Source organism: Vibrio tritonius (assembly GCF_001547935.1).
GTDB classification, from domain to species: Bacteria; Pseudomonadota; Gammaproteobacteria; order Enterobacterales; family Vibrionaceae; genus Vibrio; species Vibrio tritonius.
Genome location: NZ_AP014635.1, coordinates 2,110,895 through 2,133,746, shown reverse-complemented (window position 1 = coordinate 2,133,746; position 22,852 = coordinate 2,110,895). Strand labels below are relative to the sequence as shown.

Genomic DNA, 22,852 nt, shown 5'->3' with positions numbered 1-22,852 from the left:
AAAAAAACATGGCAATTAAAGTAGGAATTAATGGATTTGGTCGTATCGGACGTTTAGCTCTGCGTGCAAGTTTTGATTGGCCTGAGTTGGAGTTTGTTCAGATTAATGATGTGGCAGGTGATGCAGCAACCTTGGCGCACCTTCTTGAGTTTGATTCTATTCAAGGCCGTTGGCATCACAGTGTGTCTGCCAAGGACGGAGCCATCATCATTGATGGTAAAGCGATACGAACAACACAACAAAAAGCCATTGATGCTGTGGATTGGTCTGGTTGCGATGTGGTGATTGAAGCGACAGGTAAGCATCGTGACGTTAACCTGCTCAATCAATATCTTGCTCAGGGCGTAAAACGCGTGGTGGTGTCTGCTCCGGTGAAAGCGGAAGGCGTAGCGAATATTGTGGTTGGCGTGAATGACGGTATATTCGATCCTAGTATTCATCGCATTGTGACGGCGGCGTCATGCACGACGAACTGTATTGCTCCAATTGTAAAAGTCATTCATGAAAAATTGGGCATTGAACAGGCGGCATTTACGACCATTCATGACTTGACCAATACCCAAACTATTTTGGATGCGCCACATAAAGATCTGCGTCGTGCTCGTGCATGCGGTATGAGCTTAATTCCCACCACGACGGGTTCTGCCACCGCGATCATCGAAATTTTCCCTGATTTGGCTGGCAAGATTAATGGTCATGCGGTGCGAGTGCCCCTCGCCAATGCTTCGTTAACCGATATTGTGTTTGATGTAAAACGCGATACTACGGTTGATGAGGTAAACCAACTGCTCAAAGAGGCCTCTGAAGGCGAGCTCAAAGGTATTTTAGGTTTTGAAGAAAAACCATTGGTCTCTATCGATTACAAAGGCGATCAACGTTCAACGGTTGTCGATGCATTGTCGACCATGCTTGTTGGAAAACGCATGGTGAAAATCTACGCGTGGTATGACAACGAAATGGGCTACGCCACTCGAACCGCAGAGCTGGTTCGTCAAGTCGGTTTGTCCTAAGGCGTTGTGAATAAAGGAGCAAAGAATGGAGCATCCAACGTGGTTATTACCACTCGATAATAGTGCCGGGCTTGTGCTTACCCCATGCCCGGGCACCAAAGGGGTCTCTTTAGTAGAGAGTATCGAGCAACTGAAAGCGCAAGGCGTGACGGTTGTCGTTACCGCCTTGAGTGGCATAGAAATGGAGCAAGCTGGCGTCGGTGACCTACCTAATGTTGTCGCGGCTCAAGGCTTACAGTGGTTTAGTGCACCCATTGAAGACGATGATGTGCCTGATGCACAATTTGCTCGCCTGTGGCATTTGGCTTCTCCGAACCTACATCGTGCTCTGAAGCTGGGCGAAAAAGTAGCACTGCACTGTATGGGAGGTTCAGGAAGAACCGGTTTACTCGCGGCTCATCTATTAGGTGAGCAAGATTGGCCTGTAGATAAAGTGATAGCGGAAGTTCAAGCTCTGCGTCCCGGTGCGTTTACCAAAACCAAGCAGATTGAGTATGTTCACCAACTACTGAGAGCTGAATAATCACTATGTTGTCGCAGCTAAATGCTAACGTTCGCCAATACATGTTGGTGACGTTTAATTACTGGAACTTCACCTTAACCGATGGTGCACTGCGCATGTTGGTGGTGCTCTATTTTTATGATTTAGGGTATTCAACACTCGAAATCGCATCGCTATTTCTGTTTTACGAATTCTTTGGTGTGGTCACGAATTTGATTGGTGGTTGGCTTGGGGCGCATTTAGGGCTTAACCGGACGATGAACATCGGTCTTGGTATGCAAATCATTGCCTTGCTGATGCTAGCGGTTCCTATTGCCATGCTCTCTATTCCTTGGGTCATGTTCGCGCAAGCCCTCTCAGGCATTGCGAAAGATCTCAATAAAATGAGTGCGAAAAGCGCCATTAAGACCTTAGTGCCAGAGAACGCACAAGGTGCGCTCTTTCGTTGGGTGGCTTTACTGACAGGATCAAAAAACGCGCTCAAAGGCGTTGGTTTTTTCCTTGGTGGGGCACTTTTATCACTGCTTGGTTTTCGTTATTCCGTGTTATTGATGGCGGCTGTTCTCTTGTTGGTGTTTATTGGCAGCATCGTCAGCTTAAAAGGGGATTTGGGTAAAGCCAAAAGCAAACCAAAGTTTGGCGAGCTGTTTTCTAAGTCTCGCTCAGTTAACATTCTATCTGCGGCGCGGTTGTTTTTGTTTGGCGCACGAGATGTGTGGTTTGTGGTGGCACTGCCTATCTATTTGGCTACGGTGTTTGGTTGGGATCACAGTGCGGTGGGGGGCTTTCTAGCGTTATGGGTGATTGCCTACGGCGTTGTGCAAGGTGTTGCACCTAAAGTAACCGGAAGTCGCTCAGATACGATCCCCGATGGTCGAAGTGCAGTCAAATGGGCAAGTTTACTGGCAGTGATTACGGCAGGCATTGCATTGGCCATCGGTCAAGCATGGCATCCGCAATGGGTTATTGTGATTGGCTTAATGGTGTTTGGCGCGGCATTTGCGGTCAACTCATCACTGCATTCATATTTAATTGTTAGTTATGCGAAAGGCGATGGGGTGTCGTTGGATGTAGGCTTTTACTATATGGCGAATGCCATGGGACGCCTTATTGGCACGGTGTTATCTGGTTGGGTGTTTCAAGGCTACGGTATGGCAGAGTGTTTATGGGTCTCCTTCGCCTTTATTCTGCTGACCACTATTATCTCATTGGGTTTGCCTGTGCGAGATAAGAGGCTGGCACAGTAGTTTTGGTAAAAAAGTGCGCAGGCTTACTAGCGCACTTTTTATTTGTGGTCACGGGTTTATTTGAGGTCACGGATTGGCATTCGTCATCTCTGGTTCACTTGCTTCGAGCGACGGTTCTTTGTTGTCTTCATTTAGTGGGGTGATGGGCTGTTTAGGGCCGAGGAATTTAGGTTGAGTATTCAATAAATAGAGGTCAACAAAGGCTTTTGCGCGCGCAAAGACTTCTCTTACACGGACGCTCATACCGGAAAAATGTGTTGGACCAGCAACAGCAAGGCAAGAGGCTTGGATGTCGTGATAATGGGCGATGTAGAGTGCTCGTTCACAGTGAAAGCCTTGAGTAATAATGAGAAAGTGACTGGTATCGAAAATTCGCTTGGCTCGCACAATGGAATCTAAGGTGCGAAAACCGGCGTAGTCGAGATGAATAGCACTTTCAGGAATCCCTGCTTTGAGCAAATCGCGTTTCATCGTCCACGGTTCGTTATAAGAACGGTGAGCATTATCCCCACTAAGCAAAAAATTACTGACTTTCCCCTCATGAAAAAGCTTGATCGCTGCGTTAATGCGATTCATATAGTAGTCGTTAAGGGTTTTGCCGAGATATTTACTGGTGCCCAGCACCACGGCAACTTGATAATGCGAGACATCATCAATGTCGGTCATAATGTTGTTTTGGGTTTGCCAAGCTATCCATCTATCAACACCGATAAGACAAGCGCCGCCTGCTATGACCGCAACGCCACTGAGCAATACGCAGCGGCGCAGCGCACGTTTAAAACGCGAGAAACGAGAGAGTTGAGTCGATTGACGACTTAGATTTGACGATTTCTTTGTGCCCATAGGCCAATAACAATAAAGCTGATTACCACGATAAGGAACATCATGCCTCTTTCAAGCTGGGCTAGTGTCCGAGCTAGGTAAGGGCTTGCTTTTACGATGATTAATCCGTAACCAAACGCGTTAATAAGAATAAAAATTAGGGTGCGAACCAAAAAATGCTGTTGGCGCATAAGGCGACGAATCGCCGCATTGATTTCTCCGCCTAGCATCACTAACAAACAAGCGATAAAAGCGATTGAAATATCAGAAAGGTACGGTGCGATAAACTGGCCAGCTGGCGCAAAATAATGGAATAAAGTCATCATAATCACAAAATAAAAAAGCCCCTGAAGTAGGGGCTTAAGTATGGCTTAAAACGCAGTACGTTTGTAGCGACGATATTCTGGTTGCCAGAAATGTTGTTCAATCGCTTCAGTAATGGCTTCATCAGTACGAGCTGGTGCAACACCTTGTTCGATTGCGACTTTCGCGACAGCAAAAGCAATTTTCTTCGATACTGAGTGAATAGATTCAAGTGGTGGCAGTAGTGCACCATGGCCATTGATAGCTAATGGCGAGGTTTCTGCTAATGCACGGCTTGATACCATCAACATTTCATCGGTAACACGGCGAGCACCTACCGCAAGTACGCCTAGGCCAATACCTGGGAAAATGTAGCTGTTGTTACATTGTGCAATTGGGTAAGTTTTACCATCCAATTGTACTGGATCAAATGGGCTACCGGTTGCCACAAGCGCTTCACCATTCGTCCAACGTAGAATGTCAGCAGGTGTTGCTTCAACACGGCTAGTTGGGTTAGACAGTGGGAACACGATTGGACGAGGGCAATTGGCGTGCATGGTCTTAATCACTTCTTCGCTGAATAGACCAGGAGCGCCTGAAACGCCGATGAGCACGGTTGGTTTTGCTTCACGAACTACATCAAGTAGTGAGAAGCCATTGCCTTCAGCTGTCCAATCTGCGGTATTGGATTTCTTCTGCATTAGGCGTTGTTGGAAATCGAGAAGGTTATGCATACCTTCTTCCAGTAGTCCCCAACGGTCTACCATGTAAACCTGTGAGCGAGCTTTTTCGTCGCTGATGCCTTCCGACACCATTTGCGCGATGATCGCTTCTGCGATACCACAACCGGCAGAGCCTGCACCTAAGAAGGTAATACGTTGATCAGACAGTTTTGTTCCAGCGGCTTTACATGCTGCTAGCAAAGAACCTACTGCAATCGCCGCAGTACCTTGAATGTCGTCGTTAAAACAACATACGCGGTCTTTGTAGCGTTGTAGTAGAGGCATCGCGTTTTTCTGCGCGAAGTCTTCAAACTGAATCAAAGCATCTGGCCAACGACGTTTAACTGCTTCGATGAATTCTTCAACGAATGCGTCGTATTCGGCACCTTCGATACGAGTGTGACGCCAGCCCATGTACATTGGGTCAGCTAGGCGTTGCGGGTTGTTAGTACCTACATCAAGAACGACTGGAAGAGTGTAAGCTGGGCTGATACCACCACAAGCGGTATACAGAGACAGTTTACCAATTGGAATCCCCATACCACCAATACCTTGGTCGCCTAGGCCAAGAATACGTTCACCATCGGTTACAACGATGACTTTTACGTTTTGGTTCGCTGCGTTGTTAAGTAGGTCATCAATACGATCGCGGTTTTCGTAAGAAACAAAAAGACCGCGTCCACGGCGATAAATATTAGAGAAGTTTTCACATGCTGCACCCACTGTTGGAGTGTAAATGATAGGCATCATTTCAGAGATGTGATTTTGAACAAGGCGGTAGAAAAGAGTTTCGTTAGTGTCTTGTATGTTACGAAGATAGATATGTTTATCCATATCACTTTCGAAACTGCAATATTGTTGGTAAGCACGTACGACTTGTTCTTGGATGGTTTCGGTTGCTTCTGGCAGAAGGCCTTCAAGGTTAAATGTTGCGCGTTCGTCAGCAGTAAACGCACTGCCTTTGTTCAGTAGTGGGGTACTCATTAGAGCTGCCCCAGCATACGGTAAATATAGAGGACGTTTGTCGTTGTTCATTTTCGGCCTTAGTAGGGGTGAAAGAAGACCCAAAAATGATACGGATTAGACTTGTTATTGTAAATAGAAAGCCTTAACGAATAAGACATTATTCATCATATTTATGTAATCTTTTCATAACGATTTACATCAATTTTCTCTAATTAAGCAAACTCATACGCAAACGGTTCCACGTAAAAAAGAAGCTACTTGACCTGATTGAGGGATTATTGAGTGCTGCCTGTTAATCAATGTAAACGTTTAATTTAATGTAAAAAACCAAATATTTTATTTAAACCAATAGGTTAACTTGTTTATTGAGAAGTTGATTAAGGTGATGATAAGATTTTTAGTGGTAACGTTTACACAATGTGTCAAATATCACAGAAAGAAAGCCTAAGAGGTTGCTAAACTGAGCTCAATTTCAGAGCGCCTAATTGTGCAAACATACGGACTTTGGTGCTTAAACTGACTGAATTGAGAGGTGGAATGTGAACGTACTTGTCACCGGTGGTATGGGGTATATCGGTAGTCACACATGTGTGCAAATGATCCAAGCTGGAATTACGCCAGTGATTGTCGATAACCTGTGTAACGCCAATAAAGAAGTGTTAAACCGAATTCAAGCTTTAACGGATGTAACTCCTGTTTTTTACCAAGGTGATGTACGTGATGAAGCTTTTCTCGATCACGTGTTTAGCGAACAAGAGATCGACGCAGTCATTCATTTCGCTGGGCTTAAAGCGGTTGGCGAATCGGTCGCAAAACCTCTTGAATATTATGATAACAACGTTAATGGCTCATTGGTGTTGGCTCGTGCAATGCGTAAAGCGGGCGTCAAAAGCTTAGTCTTTAGCTCGTCTGCAACGGTGTACGGCGACCCAGCCTCTGTGCCAATTACCGAAGCTTTTCCCACTGGCAATACTACCAATCCATACGGACGCAGTAAGTACATGGTTGAGCAGTGTTTAAGTGATCTGTTCCAGGCTGAGCCTGATTGGAGCATCACACTACTGCGTTATTTCAACCCGGTTGGCGCGCATCCATCTGGCACCATGGGGGAAGATCCGAAAGGCATCCCTAATAATCTGATGCCATTTATTGCCCAAGTGGCGGTCGGTCGTCGCGCCGAGTTAGCCGTATTTGGTAATGATTACCCAACCCCTGATGGCACGGGCGTTCGTGACTATATCCATGTGCTTGATTTGGCCGATGGGCACATTGCTGCGCTCAACAGTGTAGGCTCGAAAGCTGGCTTGCATATTTACAATCTCGGCACAGGTCAAGGGTCGAGTGTGCTTGATATGGTGCACGCTTTTGCCACCGCGTGTGGTCATGATGTGCCTTACAAACTCTGCCCACGCCGTCCGGGTGACATTGCAGAGTGTTGGGCAAGTACCGAAAAAGCAGAAGCCGAATTAGGCTGGAAAGCGACACGTACCATTGCGCAGATGACTGCAGATACATGGTTATGGCAATCCAATAATCCTAACGGCTACGAAAAATAGGCTGTGCTGTTTACCGAATATTGAGAGAAATGAGAATGTCTGAAATTACGTTTAATCCTGTTGATCATCCACACCGTCGATACAATCCATTAACGGGGCAGTGGATTTTGGTTTCACCACACCGTGCTAAACGCCCTTGGAGTGGCCAAGATGAAAAACCTGCAATCAAGGTACTGCCTAAATACGATGAACACTGTTTTTTATGTCCAACCAATAAGCGTGTGTCGGGTGATGCTAACCCAGATTATCAAGGCACCTACGTGTTTGGTAACGATTTTGCTGCGTTGACCGAAGATACACCTGAGGCGCCTGAATCGACCAATCCGCTGTTTCGTACCCAAAGTGCACGTGGCTTAAGCCGAGTGATCTGTTTTTCTCCTGATCACAGCAAAACCTTGCCAGAACTACCAGTGCCAGCCATTCGCCAAGTGATTGATACTTGGAATGACCAGATTGAAGAGCTAGGTAAAGAGTATGTTTGGGTTCAAGTATTTGAAAACAAGGGCGAGACCATGGGCTGTTCTCAACCTCACCCACACGGTCAAGTTTGGGCGAACAGCTTCTTACCAAATGAAATCGAACGCAAAGAGAAAAATCTCAAAGCCTACTTCGATCAACAAGGTTCTAACTTGCTGGTGGATTATGTGAATGCGGAGCTGAAAGATGGTTCACGCACCGTAGTCGAAACCGAACACTGGTTGGCAGTAGTGCCTTATTGGGCAGCATGGCCGTTTGAAACAATGTTATTACCTAAGACTCATGTGCGCCGCATGAGCGAGCTCACCGAAGCGCAACGTGATGATCTGGCTGTTGCGCTGAAAAAACTGACCAGTCGTTACGACAACCTATTCCAATGCTCATTCCCTTATTCAATGGGATGGCACTATGCGCCTTTCTTTGATGAAGGCACCAATATCGACCATTGGCAGCTACATGCACTGTTCTACCCACCTCTGTTACGTAGTGCAACGGTGCGCAAATTTATGGTGGGCTATGAAATGTTGGCGGAATCACAACGTGATTTAACCGCAGAACAAGCAGCAGCGCGCCTTCGTGATGTCAGCGACATTCACTTTAAAGAACAATAAACCCTACAACCATAGACTTAAGCGCTGTCTTGAGTCTTGATAAAAAGAGTAAATGACCATGTCTGAACCTATGCAAAATGTGAACAATTCTTTTGAACGTGTGTTTGCGTACCAACCTGATTATCGTATTCAAGCACCTGGCCGCGTTAACCTAATTGGTGAACATACCGACTATAACGACGGTTTTGTTTTACCATGTGCAATTAACTACCAAACGGTGGTGGCTGCGGCGAAACGTGACGATCGTATCGTGCGTGTTGTCGCGTGTGACTACGAAGATGCACAAGATGAGTTTTCATTAGATGCGCCGATCGAGTTTATCGAAAACAAACTGTGGGCGAACTACATCCGTGGCGTTGTGAAGTTTTTGATTGAGCGCGGCTACCAATTTAATGGTGCGGATATCGCTGTTTCTGGCAACGTACCTCAAGGTGCTGGTTTGAGTTCTTCAGCTGCGTTGGAAGTGGTGATTGGCCAAACATTCAAAGAACTCTACAGCTTGAATATCACCCAAGCTGAAATTGCTTTGAATGGTCAGCAAGCGGAAAACCAATTTGTGGGTTGTAACTGCGGTATCATGGATCAGCTTATTTCTGCTGAAGGGCAAGCTAATCACTCGTTATTGATTGATTGTCGTAGTCTTGAAACAACGGCGGTTTCTATGCCTGAAGATATGGCGGTTGTGATTATTAACTCCAACAAAAAACGTGGCTTAGTGGATAGTGAATACAACACTCGCCGCGAGCAATGTGAAGAAGCTGCGCGTATCTTCGGCGTTAAAGCACTGCGCGACGTTAGCATCGAGCAGTTTGTGATGAAAGAAAACGAGCTTGATCCTGTTGTGGCTAAACGTGCTCGTCATGTGATCACCGAAAATGACCGTACTGAAGAAGCCGCACAAGCCTTAGCTGCAGGTGATATGAAGCGTATGGCTGAGCTTATGGAGCAATCTCATATTTCAATGCGTGATGATTTCGAAATCACCGTAAAAGAGATTGATACCTTAGTCGATATCGTTAAGGAAGTTGTTGGTACTCAAGGTGGCGTGCGTATGACAGGCGGCGGTTTTGGTGGTTGCGTGGTTGCGTTGGTGCCACCTGCATTGGTGAATGATGTAAAAGGTGCGATTGCTGCTCAGTATGAAGCGAAAACTGGCCTAAAAGAAACCATCTACGTCTGTCATGCAACGGATGGGGCAGGTCTGGTTGCCTAACTAATTGATCTAATGCCAATAAAAGCTGGTCCAGTTGGGCCAGTTTTTTTATTGGTTCATCCTGTTTATTAGGTGACGAATTCGATATAGCGCGTTAATGTGGTGGTGGACTTTAGCCTATTCGCACAGAGAAAGTGCTTACCTGATTTGCTAAAGCAAGCCGCTGTGTAGCAAGCGCAGCATAAGACCATATCTTTTTAAAATAAGGGATTTACATGTTTAGCCATATTATGTTGGGCTCAGATGATATTGAGCAGTCAAAGCGTTTTTACGATGCGGTTATGCAAGAGTTAGGTTACCCAGCAGGTGTTATTGATGCCAAAGGACGTATTGCCTACAGTGGCAACGGCGGACGCTTTATGATCACCAAACCCATCAATGGTGAAAAGGCCACTTATGGTAATGGCATGACCATCGGTTTTGCTGCGACATCAGAAGAGCAAGTAAATGCTTGGCATGCGGCAGGTATCGCCAATGGCGGCACCACTTGTGAAAACCCACCAGGATTGCGTGTAAACGGTACACGTCAGTTATATCTTGCTTACTTACGCGACCCGTTTGGTAATAAATTGTGTGCAGCGCATGTGTTATCTGCCTAGATGATGATATTGCTCTGTTGATTAGCTCATGACGGGACTATGTTGTTGTTCCCGTCATGATTTAAGCAGTACAACTTAATTAAGCGGTTTTACGCACCATAATATCCAGAATTTGCACGTCGGTTTGGGTCATAGAACCATTTGCTAAGGCCGATAAATTGCGGATTGAGGTATCCACATCGTTCGCTACAATCCCTTCATTACCCGTTACAAACACGCCATCTAAAGCCATGAGTGAGGCTTTCACTGCTGCACCTGCAGAGGAAGAGACTTTCATCGCGCAACTGGTTTTGGCTCCATCACAAATAATCCCAGCAATGTCACCAATCATACTGCTGATCGTTTGCCCTATTTGGGCGAAATTACCCCCTAGCAGATAGGTCATGCCAGCAGCTGCGCCCATTGATGCAGTTGTTGCACCGCATAAAGCTGAAAGTTTGTGTTGGTGGCTTTTGATGTAAATTGCCATCAAGTTTGCCAACACCAATGCACGTAAGGTCTCTTCTTCACTCGATTTGAGAAAATCGGCGGTAACGACGACGGGCATAGTGGCCGCAATACCTTGGTTCCCTGAACCAGAGTTGCTCATAGCTGGTTTCATCGCACCATCCATACGAGCATCGGATGCCGCTGAAGTTCTTGCAAGAATGTCGGTTAATAGGCCGCCAGACAGCAGACCGCGCTCTACGTTACGAGCAAAGGTGGCACCGATTCTCAGACCATAGTGACCAGATAAACCTTCTTGAGACAGGGCATCGTTGAGCACTTTTGCTTGTTCAATAAAGCGAATGTCTTCAAGTGGCACATTGAGTGCAAACTCATACACGTCTTGTGCAGAGAGCGACTCGAATGGGTTAGTGGAGACCTGTTCAGTGTCACTTTGTTGTACCAGCGCTTGACGATAAGTAGTGATGCCATTCTCTTCGATAGAGACAATTTGGGTATGGCTGTCGGCAATGGTGACGGTTACGGTATTTTCACCGTCAGATAGGACCACTTTGGCATAGAGAATATTGGAAACGCTAGCAACCTGAACGCGAACCACACCTTGATCCAACATTGCTTTAGCCGCGCTAACATCGTCAGGGGTGATCGCTTTTAGAACTTCTAATCCAGCTTCGCAATTGCCTGCTAAAGCTCCAACTGCAGCGGCAATGGGCAAACCCACAGTGCCGGTTCCCGGAACACCAACACCCATGCCATTTTTCATTAGGTTAGGAGAAACAAACACATCGATAAAGCGTGGGGGATTAGGCAATAAAGTACGCGCTTTTGCTGCCGCCAGCGCCACTGAAACAGGCTCAGTGCAACCTAATGCTGGAACCACTTCTTTTTTTAATACGGAGAGTAAACTTTCCCATGCTTGCGTTTTCATCGATTATCCTTATTTTCCAGCTTAGGTTAAGGTAAAACTATACCGACCCTACTTGAGAAATGTTTTGCTTTGTTTTGATATAAAATCGCAATATGCAGTATATTTTTCTCTATTTGTGGGTTTGTGGAGTAATCTATTTCATTTGACTAACCTGTAGCCAATAGAACGTTGCTTTTTGGGGATGTCGATTGTTTGCCCACTAAACGGAGTGATAGGCAACAACTTGCTCGCTGGGTAAATTATTGCTTATGGTTTAATGCTAACTTATTGATATTAAGCGAGGTGTTGTTCGGTGCGTATATTGCATACTTTAAACAACACTTATGATGAGCTATCTACTTATATGCCAGCTGAAGGCTTTATAAAGAGGATAGTTTTCTCTTTGGTTGATAAAGATTAGGATTTAGGAGTTTCTATGCCTGGAGCAGCAAGAGTTGGTGATATCGATACAGGGCACGGCTGTTTTCCTCCCACCGCGATTACAGCGGGTAGTGGTGATGTTTTTATCGATGGTATTGCGGCAGCGCGTGTAGGTGACCCACTGCAGTTGCATTCTTGCCCATGTCCCAAAACACCTCACGGCCTTCATGGGCGCAGTGTCGCTGCGGGGTCTGGTACAGTTAAAATTAACGGTGTTGCGGCTGCGCGTCTTGGTGATGCTGTCGATTGTGGCGGGACTATCGCTGTTGGATCTGGCACTGTGATTATCGGATAACGCATAATAAGCATAAAAAAACACCGTGATATCACGGTGTTTTTTTATCTGTTCAATTCTTTAGCACGGCTTTACGGAGTCACGTTTGACCATGGTTGGAGAATAGCGAGTTGAAATATCAGGGTTAATCGCTTCATCTCGTGATAACTGCAACGCTAACAAAGCGGCTTTTTCGGCCATCATGCTAATTGGGTAGCGCACGGTAGTTAGCCTTGGTTTCATGTAACGAGCAATTAATCCGTCATCGAAACCAACAATGGACATTTGATCTGGAATCGCGATGCCATTTTCATCCAAAATAGAGAGTGCGCCCGCCGCCATGTAATCGTTATAACCCACCACGCCAGTGATTGGGATGGATTTAGTTAACAAATTGGTCATGGCCGCTTCGCCACCTTCTAAACTTGGTGCGCCATAATCAATATAGTCTTCGGAAAGGACAATACCATTATCAGCTAATGCGGCTTTGTAGCCATTGATACGTTGGTCGACGTCCTCAATTGGATGATTTGAAGCGATACACGCAATATGCCTGTGACCACTACGAATCAAAAATTCCGTCGCTAAATAGGCTCCTTTGAAGTTATCTAAGGAGATATAACGGTGAGCGATTTCAGGAATATGGCGATTAATCAGCACCATTCCTTTTGCTTCTTTGGCAAACTCAATTAACTCGGCATCGCTCAATGCTTTGGAGTGAATGACTAATGCATCACAGCGGTTGTTGATCAACAGTTCGATCGCTTGGCGTTCACCCTCTTCGTTGTGGTATCCATTACCGATCAGAACATGTTTGCCATTTTGATGAGCAACCATATCTACGGCTTTGACCAAGGTACCAAAAAAAGGGTCAGACACATCTGAGACCAAGACTCCCATTGTCTCTGTGCTTTGATTAACTAAAGCGCGCGCAGCAGCGTTTGGGCGGTAACCCAGTTCGCTCATTGCTTTGGTAACGGCTTCAATAGAAGAAGCACTGGCTTTGGGAGATTTATTGATCACGCGTGACACGGTAGCGACTGAAACGCCGGCCGCTTTCGCGACATCTTTAATGGTGGCCATAACACCTAACTCAACAATTCGTAATTAATTAGAATTAAACACTTTTCAATGAATTATGGCAAATTTGAGTGGGTATTTTATGCGTTAGATCGATGAGAAATAAGCCAATTTTTGAGATTGTACTTGAAGTCATTTGCCTCGGGGGCGTGATGACCCATTTGCTGAGCTAAAATGGAGCGCTACATCAACTATCTGTTGTGCCTTTAAAGCATGCTTAGGATAAAGCATGGTGGTCATTTCTGTTATTTATTCCTGTTTTGCCAATGAATTGCGAATTCGTTCGTGTGCTTATTAATAAAATAGCCAACACTTATGATGGGTTTGTACACTGGATGTTGCTAAGCTGTGGCTTTAATAGCTCTTAGATAGGTTTAATCGTCATATCAGACCATTTTCTAATATCACATTGCTATAAGCACCTAATTGCTCAATATTTAATGATGTCGGACGTCATTAGGTCGGAGGCAACATGGAAGAGCATAAGAAAATAAATGCAACATTTGATTACACCAGCTTTTTAGGGGCGTCGTGCACTAAAAAGTGGACCTTTGCCGATGTGCTCGGCTCGCTGTATCCATTGTCTGGGGCAATGGTTAAACATGTGCCTAACAGTCAAAAAGATCCAGAAGAACGTTTATGGGATATCGCATTAGATCGGCTTTCCAGTCGACGTAGTGATGAGTCGAATTTGATTAACTTGTTCCGTCTTGCTCGCCAAGAGGGGATCGACCAAATTAAATTGATTATGCCTTACGCACTAGAAGAGCAGCAGATCGATATCATCGAGCAAAAAGGCAAGGTGCGAATTCATTGTTCCGCAAGTGATGAATTTGTGGTGGAAGTGTCGAGCCATTTAGAAGCGGCAGAATAGTGGGGCTAATCACGTTATTGAGACCACTATCTACTTCAAGCGCGAGTCTTGATTGAGGAACAACCTTGTTCAGATGAGCTCTTTGTTTAGATAATCTATTTGTAAAAAAAACGGGGCACAAGCCCCGTTCTCGATCTTTGGAAAGGTTAAGTGCTTAGTGGGCAATTAGTCCGTATTCTTTATCCAAGATATCAATGATTTCTTGTTTAGGGTTGTTACTGAGTTCAATTGGCTTACCAATGATTTTTTCAGCAATACCCAAGTAAGTGCGCGAAATATCCATCAAAGCTTCAAGCGGTAGTGCATTATCACGAGCGAGTGCTTCACGTTCAGGCATACGTTCTTTGTTAAGCAGAATATCTGGATCTGGGAAGTAGTTGAGTAGGAACTGGCGGAAGCCTTCTTTTGAGTTTTCCACGATCTTACCGTTGCGGTATTCCGCTTCATCCCAAATACGAGAAGAATCCGGAGTGCCAACTTCATCCATGTAGATCAGTTTTTCAACGCCTTTGGCATCTGAAACGTAACCAAATTCAAATTTGGTATCAACGAAGATTTGATCAATTGCCGCTAGAGCATCACTGATCACGTTGAAACCTTGTTGAAGCAGGGTTTCATACAAATCGATATCCGCTGCTTTGCTAAAGTTGAACGCCGCAAAATTGTTTTCCAAATCCTGGCGAGTGATGTTTACATCATCTGCTTCAGGAACTCCAGGAATGCCGCGAAGGATGCCTTTGGTTGATGGCGTCATCAGCAAATTAGGCAGGCGAGAATCTTTTTCTAAGCCTTCAGGTAATTGGATGCCGCAGAATTCGCGTTCACCTTTCGTGTAGGCACGCCACATTGAGCCGGTGATGTACTGGCGACAAATTGCTTCAACTTTTACGGGTTTGGCTTTTTGTACGATCCAAACAAATGGATGTGGAATATCCAGAATGTGGCTGTCAGCCAAACCATTTTGTTTAAACAGATCAAACCAATGATTAGAGATAGCATTTAATGCTGCGCCTTTGCCTGGAACACCGTTAAGGCCACCTTCTGCATGCCACACACAGTCAAACGCAGAGATACGGTCACTGATCACCATGATGGCAAGCGGGGCATCGGGTGCTACGTCATATCCTTTTTCTTGGATCAGACGGCGGCTATCTTCTTCAGTTAGCCAATAGACTGAACGAACTTTACCGCTATGAACGGGTTGGTGTGTACGAATTGGGAGGTCGTCGTTGACGGCAAGGACTTGATCTGCAAGGCTCATTTAGACATTCCTATCTTATTTCAAACGTCGTTGAGAAGAGATATCAAACAGGAGAGATATCGTTTACTGCGTGCATGATACCAGAACTGTCCTGCGCCGCCAGAGAAAAAGCAAACGTTTGCCTAATTAATGAATTTTTTCACTGTTTTGATGCGTTAGCGCAGTTTTTAAGAGGGGATGATGTAAGTCTCAATCGCCATTGAGTCGTGTATGGCTTGAAGAAAAAGTCTCCTACGACAAACTCATGCGTATATGAGCGTTGTCTACAGCATAGTAGGAGAGAAAGTTACAGTAAATGTGTTGCAAAGGGCAGTGAATTTAGTGAAGCGCACTACTTTGTGAATCAACAAAAAAGACTTCGCATTGGTATTGTCGGCCCAGTTGGACTAAGCGTTCTCGATCTGCCTCGCGGATTGCTTTCGAGACAACCACCGCACTAGCATTACCACTTTCAATGGCTTGAATGGCAATCGATAATTCATCACGCGATTGAGAAGGCTTCATATGGATGATTTTTTCACACCGAATACGATAGGCTGCCAGCTCATTCACTCGAGGGCGGCGGCATTCGGCAGTAAACAGAATCCATTGTTGCTGCTGAGACAAACGTTCTAGACGCGTCATCATGTTGAGGCTGGTGTTGGCATTAACAAAAGAAGAAACAAAGTGCTCTTGAGCCAATGAGGGGAGAGAACGATTTAGGTGAATCATAATACTGTCCTTTTACACATGCTGTATGTGTATACAGTATATCTATACAGGTAGCTGATCAAGTGTTTATTTGTGCGTAATTTACACAAGTTGCTATTTTTGATTGAGGTTTGTCGAGCTAACTAATTGAATTAATAGTTAAATAAAATAATAGCGGTTTTGTGCTACTGAGTGAGAGAACGGTTTGGATTGTGACTTTCTGCACGTTTTTTGTTCGTGGTTTATACAGTGGTTACCACTATTTTCTGCTCATTACTGATGATGTTCAACCACTGGTGGAGCAAAGGCAGAAAACAAAAAAGCGCCATCAAAGGCGCTTAGTGCTTCAAAATGTGTACTTATAATGTCGGGGCTGAAGGTGAGTTTTTCACTTGCTGGCGAAAGGCCAGTTCTTCTAAGTTATATTGGCGTACGTCTAAACGCGCATGCTCATTACATCCTTCACAGGCGTAGAACGCTTTGCCATCAAAGTATTCGTGTTTTGTTAATTGACCCGGGCGTTTACACCAATCACATACCCGTTGTTTGAGTATCATTTTTTCTCTCCCACCTTGAACTAAGGCGTTAATAGTTATGTGTATTATTTCATAAAAGGCGAAGTGACCAAAGGGGTTCTTCGCAACTGTGACAGAACTGGAACAGAAATTGATTGCTTAAGCGTACTGCCATTATGTTACGTTTTGATGGAAAAACACTTCTTCTTTAGGGCTATTTTCAAATTATCGCTTGCGATGGGCCATGACTATCTTGACTGCACTATTGAGGCGTTTCATCTCTTCTTCAGAGCCCTTCATATCAGGATGGTAGATTTTTGAGAGCTGTTTGTAGCGCAGTTTAATCGCCTTTTCATCAGGAATCTGATTAGGCATAAAGCCAAATAGCGCGCATGCCACGGCGAGGTTTTGATTGGTTTGAGGCGGTGATTGTGGTGAGGGAGGTGTTTGTGTCTTTTTTGCTAATAATCGGGTTAGCTTTTGTTTGTCACTTTGTAAGCGAGAAACCTCGTTAAATAGGGTTTCTAACTGCTGTTTCTGCTTCTTCAGTTGCTTTTTTTGTTGATTGAATAGCTGTTGTTGTGCGTGCTTTTCATCTTGTTGATGCTGTACTTTTTTCTGTTTCCGACGTCGCCACAAAGTCATACTCCACATTGAGGAGAAGATAATAATTAATAGGCCCGCCAAAAGTAAGTAATCACTAGCAACAGAACCACTGCCATTGGGAATATCATCTGACGATGCGCTAGGTTGAGCGTTGTTTAATAATTCGGTGTCGTTTTGTGAGGGAGTTGGAATCGCTTGTTCTAGCTGTTTAATCGATGCGACTTGCTTAGCACGCTGTTGATTGAACTTGTTTTCTAGGATTTTTGTATACTTCGCCTCGGCTTGAGGATCTTTTGCGCTGGCAATGCGATACCAAACCTGGGCTAAATCTTGCGCGTCGATACGCTGGGCTCCGAGCTTTTGATAGTAGTCACCTAATGTTGCTTGCGCGGTGGTTTGTCCCAATGTGGCAAGTTTAGTGAGCCAATAGACGGCCTGCTGCGGATCTTTGTCTGTTCCCAAACCGTAGAGATACGCCTCCGCGACTTGTTCTATAGCTTTGTTATGACCTTGCTCTGCGGCTTTCTCAAACCAGTAAAAGGCATCGGGAAGGCTGCGAGTCGTGTCTTTTCCCTGTTGGTAGGCTAAACCTAGGGCATATTGGGCCTGAACGCTATTGGCTTGAGCTTGAGTGAGAAGCACCGATATATCGGCACCGTGAGTTAAAGGAGTGAAAAACAGAGCTAACAGAACAAACAATCGCAACACAGTCGTCAATCCATGATGAAAAAGGGTGTTACACACGCTAACGTGCGGTGGTAATCAACCGCTGGAACGGAAAATGAGATCTTGTCTATCGATATGCCAACATGCAAATTACAGGGCTGTGCACGCACGTTTGATGTAAAGCAATGCATGGATAAGCCACGAGTTTTGTCTGCTGGATAGACACTACAAAGAATAGAGGCAAATGGTGTGGATTACCACACCACTTAATAACACCTTCACTAAAACTTGTTTGTTACTTAAGCATTTTAGGCGCTTGCGCACCATCAATAGGGCGGCTAACTGAAACGCGGCGGCCTTTTTTTAATCCCACTTCGTAATCTTCTGTGAGGTTTTTTATTGCTTCACGCATTTGTTGTTTAAAGGTTTCACGGTCGATGTTTTCAAACTCTTTATCAATATAGCTATTGATTTTGTTGGCTGAGTCTTCATCGGGTGCGATTTCTGGTAATTTCTCAAGCGCGCCTTCAATCCAACCGGAGAGGAAGGAGTTCACTCGTCGAGTAACTTCTGTCGACGAGGTGCCACTGCCCGCAAAACTGTTACGAAATTGACCGGTTTGCTCATTCATCTCACGATAAATAATATCAAAGGCAAAAGCTGCGAAGATGGCACGATCCGCTTCACCGATAAACTCAACGCGTTTGAGTCCTTTATGGTTGAGAAGCACCGCTTCAACACCAAATTTCGTGTTGATACCACGAATAATGCGCAGGATGTTAGAACCAATATTGGCGGGGAGTAGATGGGTAGATTGCGTTTTACCCATTTTGATGAATTCGATGTCGTCTTTATCGAGACCGTATTTCATCATCAAACGGTGTGCCATTTTTATGGCATTCGCCGCTTCGTTTACGTTAGCTGAATTACCCAGTTCAAGACATTTAGCAATTTTCTTGAGCGCTTTTTGTTTATCTATAGGCATGCGAAAAAACGATTTATGGCGTTTGGAAAAGTCCGTTATTTTAACGTTTTTAGGAAAAAATAGAAAGGGAAGAGGCTATCTCTGTGCGAGATAGCCAAAGAAAAGTGAATTAAATACCGAGTGAGTCGAGCAAATCATCGTTTGAATCATCGCTTGCGGCTGGCGCTGGCTTGTCTTGTGACATTTGTTTGCGAGCGGCTTCTAAGATTGCATCAGGGCTTTCGTCTTCACGAACTTCAAAATCTTCCAACTGGATGAACTCGGTTTTGTCCATCGCTAACTCAAGATAGAAAATGTTGTTGTTTTGAGTTGAGAAGGTAACTCGACGAGCTTGAGGACGGTCTAGATTGGTGTCAACCGACAAATTAACTTGTTTGTTTAAAGACAACATCTTAGGTTGGTTTTGGGTGATATTGGTTTGCAGTTCTTTACGCACTTTGTTTGTGAAATCGCCGACCAATTGGTTCATCAGTTCCCCAAGCACATCGCCCACTTCGTCGGATGTGTGTAATACCGCTAATTCTTCTTCAGGAATACCCATATTACGCATGTAACTGGAGTAAAGTTCAAGAGCGGCTTTAGAGGTAAAGTTAATGACAACCAGACCTGAGAATCCGCCATCAAAGAGTACGAAACAACCGAAATCTGGCTTTAGCGACGTTTTGGTGATTTTTTGTACCATGGCAGAATAGGTGATTCTCTCACCTGTTGCTGAGCTTAGCACGGTTGAAACCGATTGACACAATTTCAACAAAATGTCTTCGGTAGTGATGGTCTTGTTTTTACTCATTATTTTAATCCGTCAAAAAAAACTGTTATGAGAAACGAAATAGACAACGTATTTGTAGCATAAATTTTCGCTTCAATTCATTCTGTCATTCAGATTCTGTTTTGAACACCTTTTTAAATGTTGTAAAGTGACCAAACTCAAAGATTAATTTATAAATTAACCCATCACCCACGGCTGATTGGATCAGCGATGTAGGGGCAGGAAGCACATGTTACCAAGACTTCACCACCAATCTGATATTGACCCGGTCGTGCATACGTATTTGCACGAACTGGAAGCTGCTGGCTTTACTGGTGACATCGAGACTCAATATTCAAGTCGATTCTCGGTTGCCACTGATAATAGTGTATATCAACAACTCCCTCAGGCAGTGATTCATCCGCGAACCACCGAGGACGTCTCCTTAATAGGAAAGATTAGTTCAAAACCGAACTTTTCGGCGATCACTTTTTCACCTCGTGGTGGCGGTACGGGAACAAATGGACAATCCCTGACTAAAGGTATTGTCGTTGATTTGTCGCGACATATGAACAAAGTTCTTGAAATAAATGAAGAAGATGGTTGGGTTCGTGTTCAGGCTGGCGTGATTAAAGACCAGTTAAACGATGCGATTCGCCCTTACGGCTATTTTTTCTCCCCAGAGCTTTCCACCAGTAACCGCGCGACATTAGGTGGGATGATTAACACGGATGCATCGGGTCAGGGTTCATTGAAATACGGTAAAACCTCTGATCATGTTCTCTCTTTACAAGCCGTGTTTGTTGATGGTTCGATTTTGGAAACGGATCTTTCTGCGGGGCACCCCACTGAGGGCTATGCAGCACAAGCTTATGATGTCACTGAGCAAGTGTGCCGTGACAAACGCCAGCAAATTGTGGATAAATTTCCGCCATTAAACCGATTTTTAACGGGCTATGACCTAAAAAATGCGATCGATGAAGAAAGTGATCGGTTTGATATCACGCGAGTCTTGTGTGGTGCAGAAGGTTCACTGGCCTTCATTACAGAAGCCAAACTTAATTTAACCCGCATTCCTAAAGCCCGTACGTTGGTTAACATCAAATACGATAGTTTTGATTCAGCGCTGCGCAATGCGCCTCTCATGGTGCAAGCCAACGCATTGTCAGTGGAAACGGTCGACTCTAAAGTACTTAACTTAGCTAAACAGGATATTGTTTGGCACAGTGTGAAAGAGTTGATTACTGATGTCCCGGGCAAAGAGATGCAGGGGATCAACATTGTTGAGTTTGCAGATCAAGATCAAGCACAAGTCAATGAGTTGGTAAGTAAGCTGGTGGCATCGCTTGATGAGACATTAGCGCAAGGCGAAGCGGGTATTATCGGCTATCAAGTGTGTGATGACTTGCCAAGTATCAATCGTATTTACGGCATGCGTAAGAAAGCTGTGGGGCTTCTTGGTGCAGCAAAAGGTCGCGCTAAACCGATTCCATTTACTGAAGATACTTGTGTTCCACCGGAGCATCTGGCGGACTACATTGTCGAATTTCGCGCATTGCTTGATTCTAAAGGCCTTGCCTACGGGATGTTTGGTCACGTGGATGCCGGGGTGTTGCACGTTCGTCCAGCGTTGGATATGTGTGACCCAGAGCAAGAGCGTATGATGCTCGAAATCTCCGATGAAGTAGTCAAGCTGGTTGCCAAGTATGGCGGCTTGATGTGGGGTGAGCACGGTAAAGGTTACCGTTCTGAATACAGCCCCGCTTTTTTTGGTGAAGAGTTATATAAAGAGCTGCGCCGTGTTAAAGCTGCATTTGATCCAAGCAATAAAATGAACCCGGGTAAAATTTGTACCCCTCTTGATTCCGACGCAGAGTTGGTGAAAGTGGCCAGTGTGATGCGTGGTCATTATGACCGTCAAATCGACGTTCAAGTGCGTGATAGTTTTAAACAAGCAATGGAATGTAATGGTAACGGCTTGTGCTTTAACTACGATACTGCTTCGCCAATGTGTCCTTCAATGAAAGTGTTGGCGGATCGACGCCATTCGCCGAAAGGTCGTGCTGGTCTGGTGCGTGAATGGCTGCGTCAATTAACCGAACAAGGGGTAGATATCCTCAGTTTGGAACAAGAAACCTACCAGAATAACGCCTCAATAAAAGGGCTTATTGACCGTGTTCGTAATCGAATCAACAAACGGCATGAGTATGATTTTTCTCATGAAGTTTATGAGGCAATGAATGGTTGTTTGGCGTGTAAAGCATGCGCTAGCCAATGCCCAATTAAGGTCGATGTGCCAAGTTTCCGCTCTCGTTTTCTTAATATTTACCACTCTCGTTATCAGCGCCCGATGAAAGATTATTTGGTGGCGAATATTGAAACCATGCTGCCACTAATGGCTCGTGTGCCCAAAGTGGTTAATGCCATGCTTGAACAAGGTTGGGTGAAGAACCTGACTGCTTCGACGGTTGGGTATGTCGATGCACCGCTGCTTTCGGTCCCAACATTAGCCAAAAGGATTCGTCGACATCCTCTAGAAAACTTTGACATGCAGCGCCTCGCTGCTTTGTCAGAGCAAGAGCGTGATAATTACACCATTATTGTTCAAGATCCGTTTACCAGTTACTACGAAGCAGATGTAGTCGAAGATTTTATTGCTCTGTTGGTCAAACTGGGTAAGAAGCCGGTGTTGTTGCCGTTTAAGCCTAATGGTAAGGCACAGCACATTAAAGGGTTCTTAAAGCAGTTTAAATCTACTGCAGAATCGGCTGCTGCTTTTTTAAATGAAGTGGCTCAACTTGGTATTCCCATGGTTGGGGTGGATCCAGCATTAGTGCTCTGTTATCGAGATGAATACGCTGAGCTACTCGGTGACCGACTTGGCCAGTTCAATGTCTTAATGGTTCATGAATGGCTGATGCCACGTCTAGCGCAATTTACCGCCAAAGCGCCGCAACAAGATAGTGCGCCTTGGTATCTTTTTGCACACTGTACCGAAAAGACAAAACTGCCCAATACAGAAAAAGAGTGGGGGGCTATTTTTAACCACTTTGGTGCCACACTACAATCTGTACCAGTTGGGTGCTGTGGCATGGCTGGGACCTTTGGCCATGAAGTGGATAAGTTACAGATGTCCAAAGATATCTATGCGTTAAGTTGGAAACCAAATCTCAACAAGTTACCAACAGATCGTTGCTTGATCTCCGGTTATAGCTGCAGAAGTCAAGTAAAACGATTTGAGCATATCAAACCTAAACATCCGCTGCAGGCACTGTTGAATTTGGTTTAATGGCGCGTAAAACCCTCATGATATATTGCCTCAGATAGGTA

Annotated in this window: 21 protein-coding genes; 10 read left to right on the top strand and 11 right to left on the bottom strand. The window is 44.9% G+C overall.

The features are described 5' to 3' along the window. The first annotated feature begins 8 nt into the window (after positions 1-8). From JCM16456_RS09395 to arsJ, 3 genes are read left to right on the top strand one after another with little or no spacing between them, the layout of a single operon-like run. A complete protein-coding gene (locus JCM16456_RS09395) occupies positions 9-1,010 on the top strand; it encodes an ArsJ-associated glyceraldehyde-3-phosphate dehydrogenase (RefSeq protein WP_068713964.1) in 1,002 nt (333 codons plus the stop codon). 25 nt (positions 1,011-1,035) lie between these two features. Further along, entirely contained in the window at positions 1,036-1,533 is a 498-nt protein-coding gene (locus JCM16456_RS09390) for a cyclin-dependent kinase inhibitor 3 family protein (protein ID WP_068713963.1), read from the top strand. Further along, positions 1,533-2,759 carry an organoarsenical effux MFS transporter ArsJ gene (gene arsJ / locus JCM16456_RS09385; RefSeq protein WP_068713962.1) on the top strand — a complete coding sequence of 409 codons (1,227 nt, stop codon included), beginning with the start codon at positions 1,533-1,535 and terminating at the stop codon, positions 2,757-2,759. Before JCM16456_RS09390 ends, arsJ begins: the two co-directional genes overlap by 1 nt. Before the next feature lie 66 nt (positions 2,760-2,825). On the opposite strand, the gene JCM16456_RS09380 is transcribed toward arsJ, so the two are convergent. From JCM16456_RS09380 to JCM16456_RS09370, 3 genes are read right to left on the bottom strand one after another with little or no spacing between them, the layout of a single operon-like run. Then, on the bottom strand, positions 2,826-3,602 hold the full coding sequence (locus JCM16456_RS09380; protein WP_068713961.1) for a SanA/YdcF family protein: 777 nt from the start codon (positions 3,600-3,602) through the stop codon (positions 2,826-2,828). Further along, the gene (locus JCM16456_RS09375; RefSeq protein WP_068713960.1) at positions 3,575-3,904 is read right to left on the bottom strand and encodes a DUF3392 domain-containing protein; all 330 of its coding nucleotides are present in this window, start codon (positions 3,902-3,904) and stop codon (positions 3,575-3,577) included. The genes JCM16456_RS09380 and JCM16456_RS09375 overlap by 28 nt, the downstream gene beginning before the upstream one ends. A gap of 48 nt (positions 3,905-3,952) precedes the next feature. Beyond that, entirely contained in the window at positions 3,953-5,641 is a 1,689-nt protein-coding gene (locus JCM16456_RS09370; RefSeq protein WP_068713959.1) for an NAD-dependent malic enzyme, read from the bottom strand. A gap of 470 nt (positions 5,642-6,111) precedes the next feature. Here JCM16456_RS09370 and galE point away from each other — a divergent pair, with 470 nt between their 5' ends. The 4 genes from galE (at position 6,112) to JCM16456_RS09350 (ending at position 10,028) form a co-directional block, all read left to right on the top strand. Next, positions 6,112-7,128: a UDP-glucose 4-epimerase GalE gene (galE, locus tag JCM16456_RS09365; protein WP_068713958.1), complete on the top strand. Its 1,017-nt coding sequence runs from the start codon at positions 6,112-6,114 to the stop codon at positions 7,126-7,128. Positions 7,129-7,163: 35 nt separating this feature from the next. Beyond that, a complete protein-coding gene (locus tag JCM16456_RS09360) occupies positions 7,164-8,216 on the top strand; it encodes a UDP-glucose--hexose-1-phosphate uridylyltransferase (RefSeq protein WP_068713957.1) in 1,053 nt (350 codons plus the stop codon). Positions 8,217-8,274: 58 nt separating this feature from the next. After that, complete coding sequence (gene galK / locus JCM16456_RS09355; protein ID WP_068713956.1) at positions 8,275-9,429, top strand: galactokinase; 1,155 nt, start codon at positions 8,275-8,277, stop codon at positions 9,427-9,429. A gap of 215 nt (positions 9,430-9,644) precedes the next feature. After that, positions 9,645-10,028 carry a VOC family protein gene (locus JCM16456_RS09350; RefSeq protein WP_068713955.1) on the top strand — a complete coding sequence of 128 codons (384 nt, stop codon included), beginning with the start codon at positions 9,645-9,647 and terminating at the stop codon, positions 10,026-10,028. Between the two features lie 79 nt (positions 10,029-10,107). Here JCM16456_RS09350 and JCM16456_RS09345 read toward each other — a convergent pair whose 3' ends face one another. After that, complete coding sequence (locus JCM16456_RS09345) at positions 10,108-11,403, bottom strand: L-cysteine desulfidase family protein (protein ID WP_068713954.1); 1,296 nt, start codon at positions 11,401-11,403, stop codon at positions 10,108-10,110. Positions 11,404-11,818: 415 nt separating this feature from the next. Between JCM16456_RS09345 and JCM16456_RS09340 the strand changes: the two genes are divergently transcribed. Then, on the top strand, positions 11,819-12,118 hold the full coding sequence (locus tag JCM16456_RS09340; RefSeq protein ID WP_068713953.1) for a type VI secretion system PAAR protein: 300 nt from the start codon (positions 11,819-11,821) through the stop codon (positions 12,116-12,118). 60 nt (positions 12,119-12,178) lie between these two features. Here the strand turns inward: JCM16456_RS09340 and JCM16456_RS09335 are convergent, their stop codons facing one another. Then, positions 12,179-13,180 (bottom strand): substrate-binding domain-containing protein, encoded by a 1,002-nt coding sequence (locus tag JCM16456_RS09335; RefSeq protein ID WP_068713952.1) that lies wholly within the window; start codon positions 13,178-13,180, stop codon positions 12,179-12,181. A gap of 469 nt (positions 13,181-13,649) precedes the next feature. Between JCM16456_RS09335 and JCM16456_RS09330 the strand changes: the two genes are divergently transcribed. After that, complete coding sequence (locus JCM16456_RS09330; RefSeq protein WP_068713951.1) at positions 13,650-14,051, top strand: transporter; 402 nt, start codon at positions 13,650-13,652, stop codon at positions 14,049-14,051. 154 nt (positions 14,052-14,205) lie between these two features. On the opposite strand, the gene JCM16456_RS09325 is transcribed toward JCM16456_RS09330, so the two are convergent. The 6 genes from JCM16456_RS09325 to JCM16456_RS09300 form a co-directional block, all read right to left on the bottom strand. Further along, positions 14,206-15,312, bottom strand: a complete 1,107-nt coding sequence (locus JCM16456_RS09325) for a phosphoribosylaminoimidazolesuccinocarboxamide synthase (protein WP_068713950.1) — start codon at positions 15,310-15,312, stop codon at positions 14,206-14,208. Positions 15,313-15,630: 318 nt separating this feature from the next. Then, positions 15,631-16,023, bottom strand: coding sequence for a hypothetical protein (locus JCM16456_RS09320; RefSeq protein WP_156430497.1), 393 nt, complete (start codon positions 16,021-16,023; stop codon positions 15,631-15,633). Positions 16,024-16,361: 338 nt separating this feature from the next. Next, on the bottom strand, positions 16,362-16,559 hold the full coding sequence (locus JCM16456_RS09315; RefSeq protein ID WP_068713949.1) for a hypothetical protein: 198 nt from the start codon (positions 16,557-16,559) through the stop codon (positions 16,362-16,364). 183 nt (positions 16,560-16,742) lie between these two features. Next, entirely contained in the window at positions 16,743-17,831 is a 1,089-nt protein-coding gene (locus JCM16456_RS09310) for a J domain-containing protein (RefSeq protein WP_068713948.1), read from the bottom strand. 253 nt (positions 17,832-18,084) lie between these two features. Continuing rightward, positions 18,085-18,768 (bottom strand): DUF2786 domain-containing protein, encoded by a 684-nt coding sequence (locus JCM16456_RS09305; RefSeq protein ID WP_068716011.1) that lies wholly within the window; start codon positions 18,766-18,768, stop codon positions 18,085-18,087. A gap of 115 nt (positions 18,769-18,883) precedes the next feature. Beyond that, entirely contained in the window at positions 18,884-19,564 is a 681-nt protein-coding gene (locus JCM16456_RS09300; RefSeq protein WP_068713947.1) for a DUF3334 family protein, read from the bottom strand. 208 nt (positions 19,565-19,772) lie between these two features. Here JCM16456_RS09300 and ydiJ point away from each other — a divergent pair, with 208 nt between their 5' ends. Beyond that, positions 19,773-22,811, top strand: coding sequence for a D-2-hydroxyglutarate dehydrogenase YdiJ (ydiJ, locus tag JCM16456_RS09295; RefSeq protein ID WP_068713946.1), 3,039 nt, complete (start codon positions 19,773-19,775; stop codon positions 22,809-22,811). Positions 22,812-22,852 lie beyond the last annotated feature (41 nt).